The following is a 15,064-nucleotide window of genomic DNA, read 5'->3' as shown; positions in this document are numbered from 1 at the left end:
CGGGACCGCCCGGCCGCGGGCTCCCGCCGACCACGGGGCGGCCGCCCCAGCCCCGGCCCCCGGCTCGCGCCGGCCGCCCTGGCGGCCGCCCGGCCCGGTGCCGATCCGCGCCCACCCGGCCGCATGACCCACTCTGGTCGGGGTACCGACGAGGAATGCCGCTAACCCGCAGTCTCTCGGACGCCGTCGTGGTGGTCACCGGCGCCTCGAGCGGCATCGGTACCGCCACGGCCTACGCGCTGGCCCGCCGGGGCGCGGACATCGTCCTCGCCGCCCGCAGCGAGCCCGCTCTGGAGGACGTCGCCCGGCACTGCCGGGAATTGGGCGGGCGGGCGCTGGCGGTGCCCACCGACGTGACCGACCCGGTGGCGGTCGAGGAACTGGCCGCCCGCGCGGCGGCCGAGTACGGCCGGATCGACGGCTGGGTGAACAACGCGGCGGTCAGCGCGGTCGGGCTCTTCGACGAGATCCCGGTGTCGGAGTTCCGCCGGGTGCTGGAGGTCAACCTGCTGGGCGCCGCGTACGGCATCCGCGCCGCGCTGCCCTGGTTGAGCCTCTCCGGCGGCGGCGTCGTGGTCAACAACGCCTCGGTGCTGGCCGAGGTGGCGATGCCCTACCAGTCGGCGTACAACGCCACCAAGCACGGCATCCGCGGGCTGGCCGACACGGTCCGGCAGGAGCTGCGGGTCACCGGCCGGGGCAACATCTCGATCTGCACCGTACTGCCGGCCACCATCGACACTCCGTTCTTCCGGCACGCCGGCAACCACACCGGGCGCGAGCTGGTCCCGCCGCCGCCGGTGTACCCGCCCGAGATGGTGGCCGAGACCATCGTCCGGCTGCTGCGCCGCCCGCGCCGGGAGGCGTACGCGGGCGGCGCGGCCCGGCTGATCGGCCTGCAGTGGCGGCTCGCGCCGGCGCTGGCCGAGCGGGTCCTCGGCTGGTACGCCCACCGCACGCAGTTCGGGCCATCCGGCGCGGCGGACAGCACCGGCAACGTTTTCCGCGCTGACGCCGAGGCGCAGCGCGAGGGCGGCTGGCACGGCCGACGCCGGCAGGTGGTCCGGGTGACCGCCGCGTTCGGGCTGGCCGCCGCCGGGACCGCGGTCGGCACGATGGCCGCGATGACCCGCCGCTCCCGGGCGGAGCGGCGATGACCGGCACGGAGCGGCCGGGTGCGCGCCCGGCCGCCGGCATGCACAATGGGACGATCATGCCGACGGACGCGCGATGCCTGGTGGAGGCGGACGAGTCGTCCGCGACCGTGCGGCTCAGCGGCGTGCTGGAGTCCACCACCGCCGACCGGGTCCGCGACGCCCTGCTGGCGCGACTGAGCGACCGGCCCGGCCCGATCGTGGTCGACGTGGCCCGGCTCCGCTCCACCGACGGCAGCGCCGCGCGTCTGCTGGCCGAGGTCCGCCGCGCAATTGCCGACTGGCCCGCCGCCGACCTGCTGGTGCTCGACCCGGCCGGCACGGTCACCGGCGCCGACGCGACCGGGCTGCCGGTGTACGCGACCGCCGACGAGGCGACCGCCGCGCTGGCCCGTACCCCGATGGCGGCGCTGCTCGCCGCGGAGCTCGCGCCCACGGCGGGGGCCGCCCGGCAGGCCCGGGCGATGATCGCCGACGGGTGCGCCCGCTGGGGTGTGCCGCAGCTGATCGAGCCGGCGTCCATCGCGGTGACCGAGATGGTCAACAACGTGGTGGCCCACGCGCGGACGCCGATGACGGTCCGCCTCGCGCCGCGCGACAGCTCGTTGCACGTCGCGGTCCGCGACCACTCCCCCCGACAGCCCGCGTACGCCGGCCTGGCTCCGCTCACCTCGACCGGCGGCCGTGGCCTGCTGCTGATCGACACGGTGGCCCGACGCTGGGGCAGCACCCCGGTGCCGAACGGCAAGGTGGTCTGGTGCGTGCTCCACGCCGAGGACGAAGCCGCTCGCCAGGGCTGACTTCTCCCCTTTCGTCCCGATTGCGGGGTCCGGCTCCGGTTACCCGGGGCATGGCAGTGGGTAGTGATCAGTCATGCGCGACGACGAGTACCCGACCCCCCTCTCCGACCCTGAGGCGGAGGGTCTGCCGCAGACCGCCGACGACGACTCCACCGCCAACGACGACGTCCTCACCGGCCGTGAGGCCGACGGCCCGGAGCCGGCCCAGTTGCCCGGCGACCGCACACCGGTCGCGGTCGACAGCTTCGGCACCACCGCCGAGGAGCAGCTCGAGGGGGAGTCGCTGGACTACAAGCTGCAGCGGGAGCAGTACGAGCGCCCCGCCGACGACCCGCTGGCCGGCCCGGTCGATCCGGACATCGCCGCCGAGGCGGACAGCGACGAGGCCGCCGCCGAGGCGCAGCTGGACGCCGACGTGATGAATCCCGGTCCCACCTCGGACCCGCACTCCCCGGTCTCCATCTACGACCACGGCAAGCTGGGCACCATCGCCGACTCGCAGGTGGGCCGGCTGGTCGAACCGGACGAGGGGGCGCACACCGACCAGGAGACCGACTCGGTCGCCTACGACGCGGGCTCGGCCGGCGGCGGGGCCACCGCCGAGGAGCTGGCGATCCACGAGACCCGGCCGCCGGAGTCGCACTGACGGCCTCTCAGTCGTCGAGCCCGCGCTCGATCGCGTAGCGGGTCAGTTCGACCCGGTTGTGCAGCTGGAGCTTGCCCAGCGTGTTCTGGACGTGGTTCTGCACGGTGCGGTGCGAGAGCCCCAGCCGCTCGGCGATCTGCCGGTACGACAGCCCCTTGGCGACCAGACGCAGCACCTCGGTCTCCCGCTCGGTGAGCCGGGGTGCGCCGTCGTCCCGGCCCGACCGGGCCCCGCCGTCGGTGGCGCCGGCCAGCCGGCGGTACTCGCCGAGGACCAGTCCCGCCAGGCCGGGCGTGAAGACCGGCTCCCCGGCGGCGGTGCGGCGCACCGCGTCCAGGAACTCGGCCGGCGCGGCGGACTTCACCAGGTAGCCGGTGGCGCCGGCCTTCACCGCGTCCAGGACGCTCTGCTGCTCGCCGCTGGCCGACAGCATCAGCACCCGCACCTCGGGCAGCACGGCCCGCAGGCCCCGGATCACCTCGACTCCGGAGATATCGGGCAGTTGGAGGTCGAGCACCACCACGTCGGGCCGAGCCGCGGCGGCCACCCGGACCGCCTGCCGCCCCTCACCACTGGTCGCCACCACCCGGTGGCCGGCCTCGGTGAGGTCGCGGGCCACCCCCTCCCGCCACATCGGGTGGTCGTCGACCACCATCACGCGTACCCCGGTCACCCGTCCTCCCTCGGTACCACCAGCTCCACCTCGGTGCCCTCCCCCGGCGCGGAGACGATCCGCACCTCGCCGCCGAGGTCGGCGATCCGGCCCCGGATCGACTGGCTCATGCCCAACCGCCCCTGCCGGGCCGCCTCGACCAGCCGGCCCTCTCCGATGCCCGGGCCGGCGTCGCGCACCGACACCGTCACCGTCTCGCCCTCGTCCTCGACCAGCACCCAGGCGCGCCCGTCGGCGTGCCGCCGCACGTTGTCCAGCGCCGCCGCGGTGGCGGCGGCCAGTTCCCGGGCCACCGGGGCGGGCAGCGGGACCGGGGTGGCCGGGGCGGAGACGGACACCGCCGGCGAGGCGTACCGGCCGAGCAGGGCGCGCAGGTCCAGGGTGCCGGTCGGCTCGTCGGCGGCGGGCGCCGGGTCGACCCCGGCGATCAGGGCGCGCAGCGCCGCCTCCTGCTCGCCGGCGAGCCGGGCCAGCTCACCGGCCTCGCCGTCGAGGTGGGCGCCGCGCCGCTGCACCAGGGCCAGCACCTGGAGCACCGAGTCGTGGATGCCCCGGGCCAACCGCTCCCGCTCCCGGGTGGCCGCCTCCAGCTGCACCGCCCGGTGCAGCCGCTCCTCGGCGGTCACCGCCAGCCGCGCGACGTGCCCGACGATCACCCCGGCGAGCAGCAGCAGGATCACCCCGGTGAGCGAGGACGGGCCGATCCGTCCCCGGCTGGCCAGGTCCGCCGCGCCGAGCGCCAGCGCCGCAACCGCGCCGCGCCGCCGCCCGCCGGAGACCGCCCAGGCCAGCACCGGGCCGGCCAGCCAGACCACGGCCAGGGTCGGCACGCCGGCGGCCAGCGCCGGGCGGCCGACCACCCACGGGGAGACCGCGAGGACGACGAGCACGACGCCCAGGTCGGCCAGGAGCAGCGGCCAGTGCCGGTTCGCCGGCCGCGCGTAGCCGGCGGCGGTCACCCCGGACCAGGCCAGCATCGACAGCAGGACGGCGCCGGCGGCGAGCGGGTGGGCGTACCGGTCGGCGTCGCGGAGCACCAGCAGGCAGACGTACCCCAGGGCGGCGAAGCGGAAGACGGCGATGGAACGCCACAGCGGCACCTCGAGACCACCCGGCGGCGACGGCATGGCCGTCACGATGCCACAGCCGCCGGCCGGCTCGGCGCCGCCGGCGGTCGCGGTACCGAGAACCCTGACGTACGGTGGAAATGCCGCGAAACTCCGAGACCGGCTGTCGGGACAGGGCCATGACGAACGCAGATCCACCTTCGCCGCGTACGGTTGTGCCCATCGAATCTTCCGTTCTCATCGCCGAGGCCTTCGAGCAGGCACAGGTGACCGAGCTGCGACACTCGGTCACCTCCTGCGCGCACGCCGCGGGACTGAACGGCCAGCGGCTGGACGACTTCGTCCTCGCCGTCAACGAGCTGATCACCAACGCGGTCCGGCACGGCGGGGGCCGGGGCTGGCTGCGGCTGTGGCGGCGGGCCGACGAGCTGGTCTGCGAGGTCTCCGACCACGGCGCGGGAATCAGCGCGCAGCGGCTCGGCGACCACCGCCGCCCCGCGCCGGACACCGCCGGCGGGTGGGGGCTGTGGCTGGCCCGGGAGTTGAGCGACGCCATGGAGGTCGAGACCAGCCCGGCCGGCACGACGGTACGGATCAGCGCCATGACCCGGGCGCTGCGCCGCGCGGGCGGCCCGGCCGGCGACTGACCCGGCCGCCTGACTCAGCCGAAGAGCGCGCTGACCGACTCGCCGTTGTGGATCCGCCGCACCGCCTCGGCCAACGCGGGCGCCACCGAGAGGATCTCCAGCTTCGGCACCCGCTTCTCCGCCGGGATCGGGACCGTGTTGGTGCAGACGATCTCCAGCACCCCGTCCTCCCCGCTGAGCCGCTCCAGCGCGCCGCTGGAGAAGAGCCCGTGCGTGCAGGCGAGCCGGATCGAGCGCACCTTCCGCTCGCGCAGGTGCGCCATCAGCTCGATCACCGTGCTGCCCTTGGCGATCTCGTCGTCGAGGACGATGACGTCCCGGTCGGCCACGTCGCCGATCACCGTACTGATCTCGACCCGGTCGTCGCTGAACCGCTGCTTCGCCCCGGCCGCCACCGGCGTGCCGAGCATCCGGGCGAAGGCGGCGGCCTCCTTGGCGTTGCCCAGGTCCGGCGAGACCACCACGGTGTCGGTCAGGTCGTAGCGCCGGAAGTGGACGGCCAGCTCGCGCAGCGCGTGCAGGTGGTCGACGGGGACGCTAAAGAAGCCGTGCACCTGCGGCGAGTGCAGGGTCATCGCCAGCACCCGGTGCGCCCCGGCCGAGGTGAGCAGGTCGGCGACGAGCCGCCCGCCGATCGAGATGCGCGGGGCGTCCTTCTTGTCCGACCGGGCGTACGCGTAGTGCGGCAGCACCACGGTGATCCGGCCGGCGGACGCGCCCCGGGCCGCGTCGATCATGAGCAGCAGCTCGACCAGGTGCTCCTGGACCGGCGGCACCAACGGCTGGATCAGGAAGACGTCGCGCTCCCGGCAGTTCGCCTGCAACTGCACCTCCAGGCAGTCGTTGGCGAACCGGGAGACCCGCACCGGGTGCAACGGGACGTCGAGGTGAGCACAGATCTCGGCGGCGAGTTCGGGATGGGCAGTTCCGCTGAACACGGCGATGTCACGCACGATCCAGATCGTACGGAGGCCCCGGGGCGGGCGACGCGTGGGCGCGCGAGCTGCGCAAGGGCGGCGCGCACCCTGGACCGGGTGGAGTGAACGCCGGGTACTCACGATCATCTGATGAATCCCGACTGGAAGGTACGGAGGATGCACGCGGCGGCCTCGACCCCGCGCCACGGCGCGGCCGGGAGGTCCAGCCGGACGCCCGCCCTGCTACGGCTTTCTGATCAGGCCCAGCGGCTGCCGGTGAGCCTCTCGTAGACGTCGACGTAGCGGGCCCGGGTCGCCTCGACCACCTCGGCCGGCACCTCGGGAGCCGGGCCCTGCTTGTCCCAGCCGCTGTCGGTCGCCCAGTCCCGGACGTACTGCTTGTCGTAGGAGAACTGCACACGGCCCGGCTGGTACGACTCGGCCGGCCAGAACCGGGACGAGTCGGAGGTCAGCAGCTCGTCGCCGAGCATCAGGGTGCCGTCCGGCGTCCAGCCCAGTTCAAGCTTGGTGTCGGCCACCAGGATGCCCCGGTCGGCGGCCAGCTCAGCGCCGCGGCGGTAGACGTCGATGGTGATCTGGCGCAGCCGCTCGGCGGTCTCCGCGCCGACCTTGTCCACCACCTCGGCGAAGGTGATCGGCTCGTCGTGCTCCCCCACCGGCGCCTTGGTCGACGGGGTGAAGATCGGCTCGGGCAGGATCGACGCCTCGACCAGGCCGCGCGGCAGCGCCACGCCGGAGACGGCGCCGGTGCGCTGGTACTCCTTCAGGCCGCCGCCGGTCAGGTAGCCGCGGGCGACGCACTCCACCGGGACCATCTCCAGCCGCCGGCAGCGGATCGCCCGGCCGGCGAACTCGGCGGGCACGTCGGTGGTCGAGATGACGTGGTTCGGCACCAGGTCGGCGAGCTGCTCGAACCACCAGACGGAGAGGGCGGTGAGCAGTCGACCCTTGTCCGGGATCGGCGTCGGCAGCACCACGTCGTAGATCGAGATGCGGTCGGAGGCGACCAGGATCAGGTCGTCGCCGTCGGCGTAGACGTCCCTGACCTTGCCCGAGTGCAGAAGTTCCACGCGCCCTAGTACATCAGACGACGTCGGGACGCCCGGTGCGGCCACCGGCCGTCCCGAGCCCGGCGGGCCTCGGTCGGCTCGGCGCGCATCGATGTCGGTCAGCGCCCGAGCGACCGTCCCCGCCGCCGCCGGCCGCCCGGCGTTGACACCCGGGCTCACCGCCTGCGTGAATGGTCCGGCCCGCACCGCCGCGCACCAGGAGCCCCCCGTGCCCGCTGCCCGCCCTCCGCGCCCCCGGCCCGGCGCCGACCCGGACCGGCGGCGGCTGCTCGGCGCGCTGCTGGCGGTGCCGGCGCTCGCCACCGGCGGCCTCGCCGGGTGCAGCGACGGCCCGGCCGCCCCGGTCGACGAGAACGGGCCGATCGAGTTGTCGGTCTTCTGGTGGGGCAACACCCGGCGCGCGGAGGCCACCGAGCGGGCGCTGCGGCTCTACTCCTCGCGCAACCCCCGGGTCACCTTCCGGGTCACCTGGCAGGCCGCCAGCGGCTACTACGACCGGCTCGCGACCCAGGCCGGCGGCGGCAACGTGCCGGACCTGTTCCAGGTCGACGACACCGTGCTGACCGAGTACGCCCAGCGCGGCATCGCCCTGGACCTCAGCCCGTACGCTGCGGACGGCCGGCTCGACCTCGGCGGCCTGCCGCCCGGGCTGGCCGACTACGGCCGGGTGGACGGCCGGCTGTACGGCGTCCCCGCCGCGCAGACGCACGCCGCCGTGGTCTACAACAAGGACCTGCTGCGCCGGCTCGGGGTGCCCGCCCCGACCATCATGCCGTGGGCGGACTACCTGGCCTGGGCCGCGCGGGTCACCCAGGCCAGCGGCGGTCGGGTGGCCGGCACCATGGACCCGTCCGGCGACCACCGGGCGCTCTGGCTCTGGCTGCGCGGCCAGGGCGGCAAGTTCTACCAGGGGCGGCAACTCGGCTTCAGCTCGGCGGCCCTGGTCGACTGGTTCGAGCTCTGGCAGCGGGCCCGCAACGAGCGGGCGACCCCGGCCGCCGCGCTGGTGGACCGGGCCGACGGCGGCGAACCGGCCCGACAGCTCGTGGTGACCGGCCACACCGCCGCCTCGTTCGCCTGGTCGCACCAGCTGCCCGAACTTCAGCGCCACACCGACGACGAGTTGGGGCTGGCCGCCTTCCCCGGGCCGCCGGCCGCCCAGTGGGACCTGGCCTCGATGTACTGGGCCGGCTTCCACGGCACCCGGCACCCCGGCGTGGTGGCCGACGTCGTCACCTTCCTCACCACCAACGTCGAGGTGGGCCGGATCCTCGGCACCGACCGCGGGCTGCCCGCCGATCTGGCCGTGCGGCAGGCCGTCACCCAGGCGTCCGACGATCCGGTGGTCAAGCGCGTCGCCACGCTCGGCACCACCCTCAACGACCTGGTCGGGCCCGCCCCGGCCCCACCGCCCCGGGGGCACGCGCGGGTGCGCGCGCTGCTCACGGCGGGGGCCCAGGACGTCCGGTCGGGCCGGGTGGGAGCGCGGGCCACGACGTCGAAGTTCATGGCGCAGGCGCAGGGGGCGCTGGCCGAGTGACCCTGGCCGGCGTCCGCCGGCCAGGGCCAACCGGATCAGCTCGGCGGACGGTTGCGGCGGTTGCGCATCAGCCGCAGCACCAGGAACACGATCAACCCCACCACGACGAGGCAGCAGAGCAGGCCCAGGATGCCGCCACCGCCCCGGCCCCTGCGCCGTGCCGCCTCCACCACCAGCTCGCCCTGGCCCGTGGACGCCCAGGCCGCGACCGGTACGAAGACCGAGAGCACGACCGCACCGAGGACCGCGCTCAGCCGGCCCCACCACCTGTTCCAAGATGACATGCCCCCATCCTGACCGAGGCGGGCAAGCGGGGCACGCCGGACGGACGGGAAACCCCCGGCGGGCGGAAACGGCGAAGGCCCCGGAGCGGGGCTCCGGGGCCTTCGAACGAGTAGCGGGGACAGGATTTGAACCTGCGACCTCTGGGTTATGAGCCCAGCGAGCTACCGAGCTGCTCCACCCCGCGTCGGCTCCATAAGCTTAGCGCATCCCCGGGACCGAGATCAGCCGGGTCCCGGATCGGCCACCGGGCCGCTCGGGCGGGGAAAAGCGAACGGCCCGAGGATCAGATCCTCGGGCCGTTCGTCGTGGTAGCGGGGACAGGATTTGAACCTGCGACCTCTGGGTTATGAGCCCAGCGAGCTACCGAGCTGCTCCACCCCGCGTCGACTGGTTAACCGTAGCCTACGGGGCCCCGGACCCGCAAAACGGGTCCGGGACACACTCAGCGCAACCAGTCGCGGATCGCCAGCACCGCCCGCCGGCTGTCCGCGTCGACCTGCGACTTCGGGCTGGAACTGCCCTCCCAGCCCTGCTCCCAGAGCACCGTCACCACGTTCCCGATCCGGATGGCCCGGATCAGCCGGACCTCCTCGTCGCCGGTCGGCTGGTCGTTGACGTCGAGGAAGGGTTTGCGCATCTCGAACAGCACCGACTCGTCGCCGTAGCCGCTGCTGGGCAGCAGCTTCTGCCGGGACTTCACCTTGCCGACCGGCTGCTCGGCGCAGTCACGCACCGCGTCGCGCAGTTCGTCGAGCGCGGCGGCGGCCCTACCGTCGCGGTAGATGGTGATGCTGTGCCGGTAGAGACCATCCGGGATGTTCCCCTCCGGCGTGCCGGCCAGCTTGAACGGCACCGACCGGACGCGCTGCCGCACCGTCCCCGACGCGCCCGGCTCCGCCCCGCAGAGCGCCGGCAGCACCTGACCCTCGCCGAACCTCGCTCCCGCGCCGGTGTCGTTCGCCGCCGCCAACGCGAAGAAGGCGGAGTCGGGAATCGAGGTCGGCGTCCGGACGGGCGGCGGGCCGACCCGCGTCGGTGACGTCGACGGCGGTTGCTGCGACGCCGACCCGCTCGGGCCGGGCGAGGCCGCCGACGGGGTGGGCGTCGGGTTCGACGGCACCGGCGAGGGCGGGGCCGGGGTGTCGGCGGGCGGCCCGACCCGGGTGGCCGGGCCGGCGGTGAGGACGAACTGGGCGCCGACGGCCGTCCCGCCGACCAGCGCCGCCGCGGTCAGCACCCCCAGCGCCGCCCGGGTCCGCGCCCGGCGGTCGGCGTACCGACGCACCAGGTCGGGCGCCGCCAGGCCGCGTGGGTCGGTGTCCTCGGCGAGCGAACGGTAGAAACCGGTCAGTTCACGCGACATCGTTGACCTCCAGCTTCTCGGACGCGACCCCGGGCAGCAGCTCGGCCAGCCTCGTCCTGCCCCGGGACAGCCAGGACTTCACGGTGCCGGTGGGCGCCCCCGTCTCGCGGGCGATCTCCTCCACCGGCATGTCGAACAGGTAGTGCAGGGCCAGCGCCTGCCGTTGGTTCGCCGGCAACTGCCGCAGGGCAGCGACCAGCAGGACGGTGTCCTCGCCCGGTGGCCGTACGTCCTCGGGTAAGCCGGTGCGGCTCACCGCCGTGCGCCAGCCGCGCAGCCGGCGGAACCGGTCGGTGGCCAGGCGGCTGACCACCAGCCGCAGCCACGCCTCCGGCGCCGGGTGGGTGGCCAGGCTGCCCCACTGCCGCCAGGCCCGGGCGTACGCCTCCTGCACGAGGTCCTGCGCCTCGCCGTGGTCACCCGCCACCGCGTGGCCGTACCGCAGCGTCCGCCCGGAGGTGCTCCGGTAGAACTCGTCGAAGCTCTGCGCGTCCCTCATGCTCACACCACGTCTCCCCGTTTCCCCCACCTGCTGAGAAGACGGTGGACGGGGCCGCCCGGTTGCAGGGATCGGGTCGGAAAAGCGACAAGCCCGCGACCGGAGGATCGGCAGGTCCTCGGGTCGCGGGCTGGTCGGATCGCGCTGCGGCTCAGCCGCTCGGCGTCGGTGCCGGCGCGGACGGGCTGCCGCTCGGCGTCGGGGCCGGCCCGGCGGTCTGCTGCGCCTGCTGGAACGCGGTCATCGCCTCGTCCAGCGCCTTGAGCGCCCGGCCGTACCGTTCGAAGTCGCCGGACGTCTGCGCGGCCTTGACCTCGGCGATCGCCGTCTGCACCCGCTCCGCCGCGGCGGCCAGCTCACCGGTCAGCGGCGGCGGGTTGACGCCGCCCGGGGGCGGCGGCGGGGTGCCGCCGGGCGGCGGCGGCGTGCCCTGCCCGGCCCGTTTGCCCTGGTCGACGAGCTGCTTGATGCCGTCGGTGAGGTTGTCGGCCAGCACCACGTAGGAACCGCCGTCGCCGTACGAGAGCAGCACCTTCTGCAGCAGCGGGTAGGCGTCCTGCTGGTTGCTCTTCACGTAGACCGGCTCGACGTAGAGCATCCCGTCGCCGAACGGCAGCGACAGCAGGTTGCCGTACTGCACCTGGGCCTGGTTGGAGGAGAGCAGGTTGAGCTGCTGCCGGATGTTGGCGTTGTTGGTCATCTGCTGGTGCACCTGGACCGGCCCGGAGACCCGGGTCTGGTCCGGCAACTCCCACACCTCCAGCTTGGGCTGACCGTCGACGTACGACCCGGAGATCAGCGCGGCGAGGTTCTGCCGCCCGTTCGGGGTGACCGCCGCGGTGATCTGGAAGCGTGGCCCCTGCTGCCCGGGGAACTGGGTGAACAGGTAGTACGGCGGCTGCTTCTGCCCGCTGTCCGGCGCGTCCGGCACGTTCGGCACCTGCCAGAAGTCCTGGCCGGAGTAGAAGTCGCCAGGGTCGGTCACGTGGAACTTGGTGAGCAGGTTCCGCTGCACCTTGAACATGTCGGCCGGGTAGCGGAAGTGCTCGGCCAGCTCCGCCGGGATGGCGGTCTTCGGCAGCACCAGGTCGCCGCCGAACGCCTTGTTCCAGGCCTTGAGCACGGGGTCGGTCTGGTCGAACTCGTAGAGCCGCACCGTGCCGTCGTACGCGTCGACGGTGGCCTTCACCGAGTTGCGCATGTAGTTGACGTTCTCCCGGGCCAGCTGGAACGTGCCCCGGTTGGTCAGCTCGTCGGCGGTCTCGGTCTGCAGGTTGACTCGCTCGGCGTACGGGTAGGTCGCCGCCGTGGTGTAGCCGTCGACGATCCACTGGATCCGGCCGCCCACCACCGCCGGGTACGGGTCGCCGTCGAGGGTGAGGAAGGGGGCGACCTTCTCCACCCGGTCCCGCGGGTTGCGCACGTACAGCAGCCGCGAGTTGTCGTTGACCGCGTCGGAGAGCAGGAAGTTCGACTCCTGCTCCTTGATGGCGTAGAGCAGCCGGCGGGTGAACGAGCCGATCTCGACGCCGCCCTCACCGGTGTAGGTGTAGTACTGCTCGCCGCCGGTGGTCGGGGTGGGCCGGTCGAACTCGGCGTTGCGGGTCTTGTCGGACTGCCCGACGATCGCGTAGTCGTCCTCCTTCATCCGCTCGCCGTAGTAGATCCGCGGCTGGGTGGCCGGGATCTGCTCGGCCTGCGAGGAGCACGCCTCCTGCGCCTTCTCGCCGAGGAAGCCGGAGACGAAGTACGGCTGGCCGCCGCAGACCACCTGGTTGGCCGGGGCCGCGACGAGGCCGTACCCGTGGGTGAAGACGGTGTGCCGGTTGATCCAGTTGTTCTGGGTCAGCTCGCCGTAGTTGATCTCACGGACGCCGACCACGTAGTCGGAGGTCTTGTTCGCCACCGAGTACCGGTCGATGTCGAGCTTCGGCCCGAAGTCGTAGAAGCCGCGGACCTGCTGGAGCTGCGTGTACGTCTCGGAGACCAGTTGCGGGTCGAGCAGCCGGACGTTCGGCACCACCGAGGTGTCGGTGGCCAGGTTCGCCGGCGGGGTGAGATTGTTCGCCGCGTACCCGGTGGTCTTCGTGTCGCCCAACCCGAACGCGGCCCGGGTGGCCCCGATGCTGCGTTCGATGAACGGCGCCTCCTTGTCCCGGGCGCTCGGCTTGACCTCGAAGGTCTGCACCGCCCACGGGTAGATGCCGCCGATCGCGACGGCGGAGACGCCGAGCAGGCCCAGCGAGATGCCCGGCCAGACCAGGTTCCGCATCACCGCGTTGGAGAAGACGATGATGGCGATCGCCACCACCACCGAGATGTACGCCAGGATCTCCTTGGCCGGCAGCAGCGCGTTGACGTCGGCGTAACCGGCGCCGTAGAGCTTGGCGCCCTCGTTGTACTCCAGCAGCATCGCCCGCCGGTCCAGCACGTACGCGACGGCCTTGAGCAGCACGAAGACGGCGACCAGCGTGGAGAGGTGGGCCCGCGCGGCGTTGGTCATCCGGTCGCCGACGCCCTGCAGCCGCACCCCGCCGAAGATGTAGTGCACGGCCAGCGCGCCGAGCAGCGCCAGCACCACCGCGGTGAAGCCGACGCCGAGCAGGTACCGCCAGAAGGGCAGCTGGAAGACGTAGAAGCCGACGTCGACGCCGAACTCCGGGTCCTTGACGCCGAAGTCGCCGCCGTTGCGGAAGAGCAGCCACTGGTTCCACCGGCTCTGCCCGGAGAGGCCCGCGAAGAGCCCGAGCACGACCGCGGTCAGGCTGATCCAGGTGCCGATCCGGGGCGTGAGCAGCATCCGGTAGCGCTCCAGGGTGGCCTGCTCCAGCGAATGCGGCCGCAGCGCCGGTCGCAGCCGGTACGCCAGCCAGAGGTTGCCGCCCACGAAGAGCCCCAACCCCACCCCGATGGTGAGGAAGAGCAGCAGCCGGGTGACCAGTACCCCGGTGAAGACCTGGGTGTAGCGGACCTCTTCGAACCAGAGCCAGTCCGTCCAGGCCTGGACACCCCAGCCGAGCAGGGTGAAGAGCACGAACACCCCGACCAGGACTCCGATGGTGACGCGTCCGCGCCGGCTCATCCTCGGCAGGGGGCTGCTACGCATGACCACTGTTGGCTCCGCACGCTCGATGTGATCGGCTCCGGACAGGCACCCAGAGTACGGGGTGTTCCTGAACGTGTCGGTCCAAGGTCACGGCGGGCTGCCGCGGTGCCCGGGCTCAGCAGCGGATCGGCTGCCCACCCGACCGCAACGTCTCCAGCGCCGTCAATGCCTCGTCCAGCGAGCCGACCCTGATCAGGGGCAGGTCGGGCTGCGGATTGCGGACCGCCTCGGCACAGTTGTCCGCCGGCACCAGGAAGACCTTCGCGCCGGCCTTCTTCGCCCCGACGAGCTTCTGCGCGATCCCGCCGATCGGACCGACCCGGCCCTCGTCGTCGATGGTGCCGGTGCCGGCGATGATCTTCCCGCCGGTCAGGTCGGCCGGTTCGAGCTTGTCCACGATGCCGAGGGCGAACATCAGCCCGGCGCTCGGCCCGCCGATGTTGGCCAGGTCGATCTTCAGCGTGAACGGGTGCGGCTGCCGCTGCTCCGGCACCAGCCCGACGCGCGGCCGGCCGTCCTTCTCCCGGCTGGTCACCGTGGCCGTGCCGGCCACGCCGTCGCGGGTGTAGCCGATCCGCAGCGCGGTGCCGGCCGGCTTCGCCCGGACCAGGTCCACCAGCTTGGTCGCGGTGGTCACCTTGACCCCGTCGACCGTGGTGATCACGTCGCCGGCCTTGAGCACGCCCGCCGCCGGGCCGTCGGAGGCGACCTCCTTGGCCACCACCTGCACCGGGTAGCCGAGTTCCACCAGCGCGGCGGTCTCGGCGCTGGTCTGCGAGTTCTGGAAGTCCTCGGCGTTGCGCTTCTCCACCTCCTCCTGGCTCTCGTTCGGCGGGTAGACCAGCTCGCGCGGCACCACCGCCTCGTCGGCGGAGAGCCAGCCGGCGATCGCCGCGCGCAGCTTGACCGTGGGCTGCACCCCCACCGTGGTCATCCGCAGCTGGCCGGCGGAGTTGGACGTCGACCGGCCGGTGACCTGGATGACCTCCTTGCCGTCCGAGGTGCCGAGGGTGTTCACGGTCGGCCCCGGGCCGAGCACCACGTACGGGATGGGCGCGCCGAGCACGCCGATGCTGAGCAGAGTGGTGAGCAGAGCACCGAGGAGGACGGTCACGCCGCGACGTCTCATGCGGCAGAGCGTACCGATTCAGGCGGTGCCGCCCGGGCGGTCGAGGCCGACTTCGCCCTCAGCGCAACGACAGCGAGGGCGACCTGGGGCGCGGCGCGCGTACCGTAGACGTCGTGCCTGATATTCCGTTCGGTTTCGCGCTCCCGG

14 protein-coding genes and 2 tRNA genes are annotated in these 15,064 nt (G+C 73.3%); 5 read left to right on the top strand and 11 right to left on the bottom strand.

Annotated features, from left to right (window positions below; genetic code table 11):
- Positions 1–155: 155 nt before the first annotated feature.
- The 3 genes from KBX37_RS03485 to KBX37_RS03475 all read left to right on the top strand — a co-directional run bounded on the left by KBX37_RS03485 (position 156) and on the right by KBX37_RS03475 (position 2,600).
- The gene (locus tag KBX37_RS03485; RefSeq protein ID WP_088960465.1) at positions 156–1,157 is read left to right on the top strand and encodes an SDR family oxidoreductase; all 1,002 of its coding nucleotides are present in this window, start codon (positions 156–158) and stop codon (positions 1,155–1,157) included.
- Positions 1,154–1,954 carry an ATP-binding protein gene (locus tag KBX37_RS03480; RefSeq protein ID WP_210774466.1) on the top strand — a complete coding sequence of 267 codons (801 nt, stop codon included), beginning with the start codon at positions 1,154–1,156 and terminating at the stop codon, positions 1,952–1,954. The genes KBX37_RS03485 and KBX37_RS03480 overlap by 4 nt, the downstream gene beginning before the upstream one ends.
- A 73-nt stretch (positions 1,955–2,027) precedes the next feature.
- Positions 2,028–2,600 carry a DUF5709 domain-containing protein gene (locus KBX37_RS03475; RefSeq protein ID WP_210774465.1) on the top strand — a complete coding sequence of 191 codons (573 nt, stop codon included), beginning with the start codon at positions 2,028–2,030 and terminating at the stop codon, positions 2,598–2,600.
- Positions 2,601–2,607: 7 nt separating this feature from the next.
- Here the strand turns inward: KBX37_RS03475 and KBX37_RS03470 are convergent, their stop codons facing one another.
- Both KBX37_RS03470 and macS read right to left on the bottom strand, forming a co-directional pair.
- Positions 2,608–3,255 carry a response regulator transcription factor gene (locus KBX37_RS03470; RefSeq protein ID WP_210774518.1) on the bottom strand — a complete coding sequence of 216 codons (648 nt, stop codon included), beginning with the start codon at positions 3,253–3,255 and terminating at the stop codon, positions 2,608–2,610.
- Between the two features lie 14 nt (positions 3,256–3,269).
- Positions 3,270–4,400, bottom strand: coding sequence for a MacS family sensor histidine kinase (macS, locus tag KBX37_RS03465; RefSeq protein ID WP_210774464.1), 1,131 nt, complete (start codon positions 4,398–4,400; stop codon positions 3,270–3,272).
- Between the two features lie 119 nt (positions 4,401–4,519).
- Between macS and KBX37_RS03460 the strand changes: the two genes are divergently transcribed.
- The gene (locus KBX37_RS03460; RefSeq protein ID WP_210774463.1) at positions 4,520–4,987 is read left to right on the top strand and encodes an ATP-binding protein; all 468 of its coding nucleotides are present in this window, start codon (positions 4,520–4,522) and stop codon (positions 4,985–4,987) included.
- A 14-nt stretch (positions 4,988–5,001) separates the two neighbouring features.
- Here KBX37_RS03460 and KBX37_RS03455 read toward each other — a convergent pair whose 3' ends face one another.
- Both KBX37_RS03455 and KBX37_RS03450 read right to left on the bottom strand, forming a co-directional pair.
- Positions 5,002–5,940: a ribose-phosphate pyrophosphokinase gene (locus tag KBX37_RS03455; protein ID WP_210774462.1), complete on the bottom strand. Its 939-nt coding sequence runs from the start codon at positions 5,938–5,940 to the stop codon at positions 5,002–5,004.
- Between the two features lie 221 nt (positions 5,941–6,161).
- A complete protein-coding gene (locus KBX37_RS03450) occupies positions 6,162–6,995 on the bottom strand; it encodes a phosphoribosylaminoimidazolesuccinocarboxamide synthase (RefSeq protein ID WP_210774461.1) in 834 nt (277 codons plus the stop codon).
- Positions 6,996–7,203: 208 nt separating this feature from the next.
- On the opposite strand from KBX37_RS03450, the gene KBX37_RS03445 reads away from it, so the two are divergent.
- Positions 7,204–8,535, top strand: a complete 1,332-nt coding sequence (locus KBX37_RS03445; RefSeq protein WP_307848925.1) for an extracellular solute-binding protein — start codon at positions 7,204–7,206, stop codon at positions 8,533–8,535.
- A 35-nt stretch (positions 8,536–8,570) separates the two neighbouring features.
- Here KBX37_RS03445 and KBX37_RS03440 read toward each other — a convergent pair whose 3' ends face one another.
- From KBX37_RS03440 to KBX37_RS03410, 7 genes are all read right to left on the bottom strand, one after another.
- The gene (locus KBX37_RS03440) at positions 8,571–8,819 is read right to left on the bottom strand and encodes a hypothetical protein (RefSeq protein ID WP_179801708.1); all 249 of its coding nucleotides are present in this window, start codon (positions 8,817–8,819) and stop codon (positions 8,571–8,573) included.
- A gap of 111 nt (positions 8,820–8,930) precedes the next feature.
- A tRNA-Met gene (locus KBX37_RS03435) sits at positions 8,931–9,004 on the bottom strand.
- Between the two features lie 122 nt (positions 9,005–9,126).
- Positions 9,127–9,203 (bottom strand) — tRNA-Met (locus tag KBX37_RS03430).
- A 59-nt stretch (positions 9,204–9,262) separates the two neighbouring features.
- Complete coding sequence (locus KBX37_RS03425) at positions 9,263–10,183, bottom strand: hypothetical protein (protein WP_210774459.1); 921 nt, start codon at positions 10,181–10,183, stop codon at positions 9,263–9,265.
- Entirely contained in the window at positions 10,173–10,682 is a 510-nt protein-coding gene (locus KBX37_RS03420) for a SigE family RNA polymerase sigma factor (protein WP_210774458.1), read from the bottom strand. The genes KBX37_RS03425 and KBX37_RS03420 overlap by 11 nt, the downstream gene beginning before the upstream one ends.
- A 151-nt stretch (positions 10,683–10,833) precedes the next feature.
- Positions 10,834–13,788, bottom strand: a complete 2,955-nt coding sequence (locus KBX37_RS03415) for a UPF0182 family protein (RefSeq protein WP_210774457.1) — start codon at positions 13,786–13,788, stop codon at positions 10,834–10,836.
- 115 nt (positions 13,789–13,903) lie between these two features.
- Positions 13,904–14,917, bottom strand: coding sequence for a PDZ domain-containing protein (locus KBX37_RS03410; RefSeq protein WP_210774456.1), 1,014 nt, complete (start codon positions 14,915–14,917; stop codon positions 13,904–13,906).
- Between the last annotated feature and the right edge of the window lie 147 nt (positions 14,918–15,064).

Origin of the sequence: Micromonospora sp. U56 (assembly GCF_018070095.1) — a bacterium.
Taxonomy (GTDB): domain Bacteria; phylum Actinomycetota; class Actinomycetes; order Mycobacteriales; family Micromonosporaceae; genus Micromonospora; species Micromonospora purpureochromogenes.
This window is presented reverse-complemented; position numbering and strand designations above follow the sequence as displayed.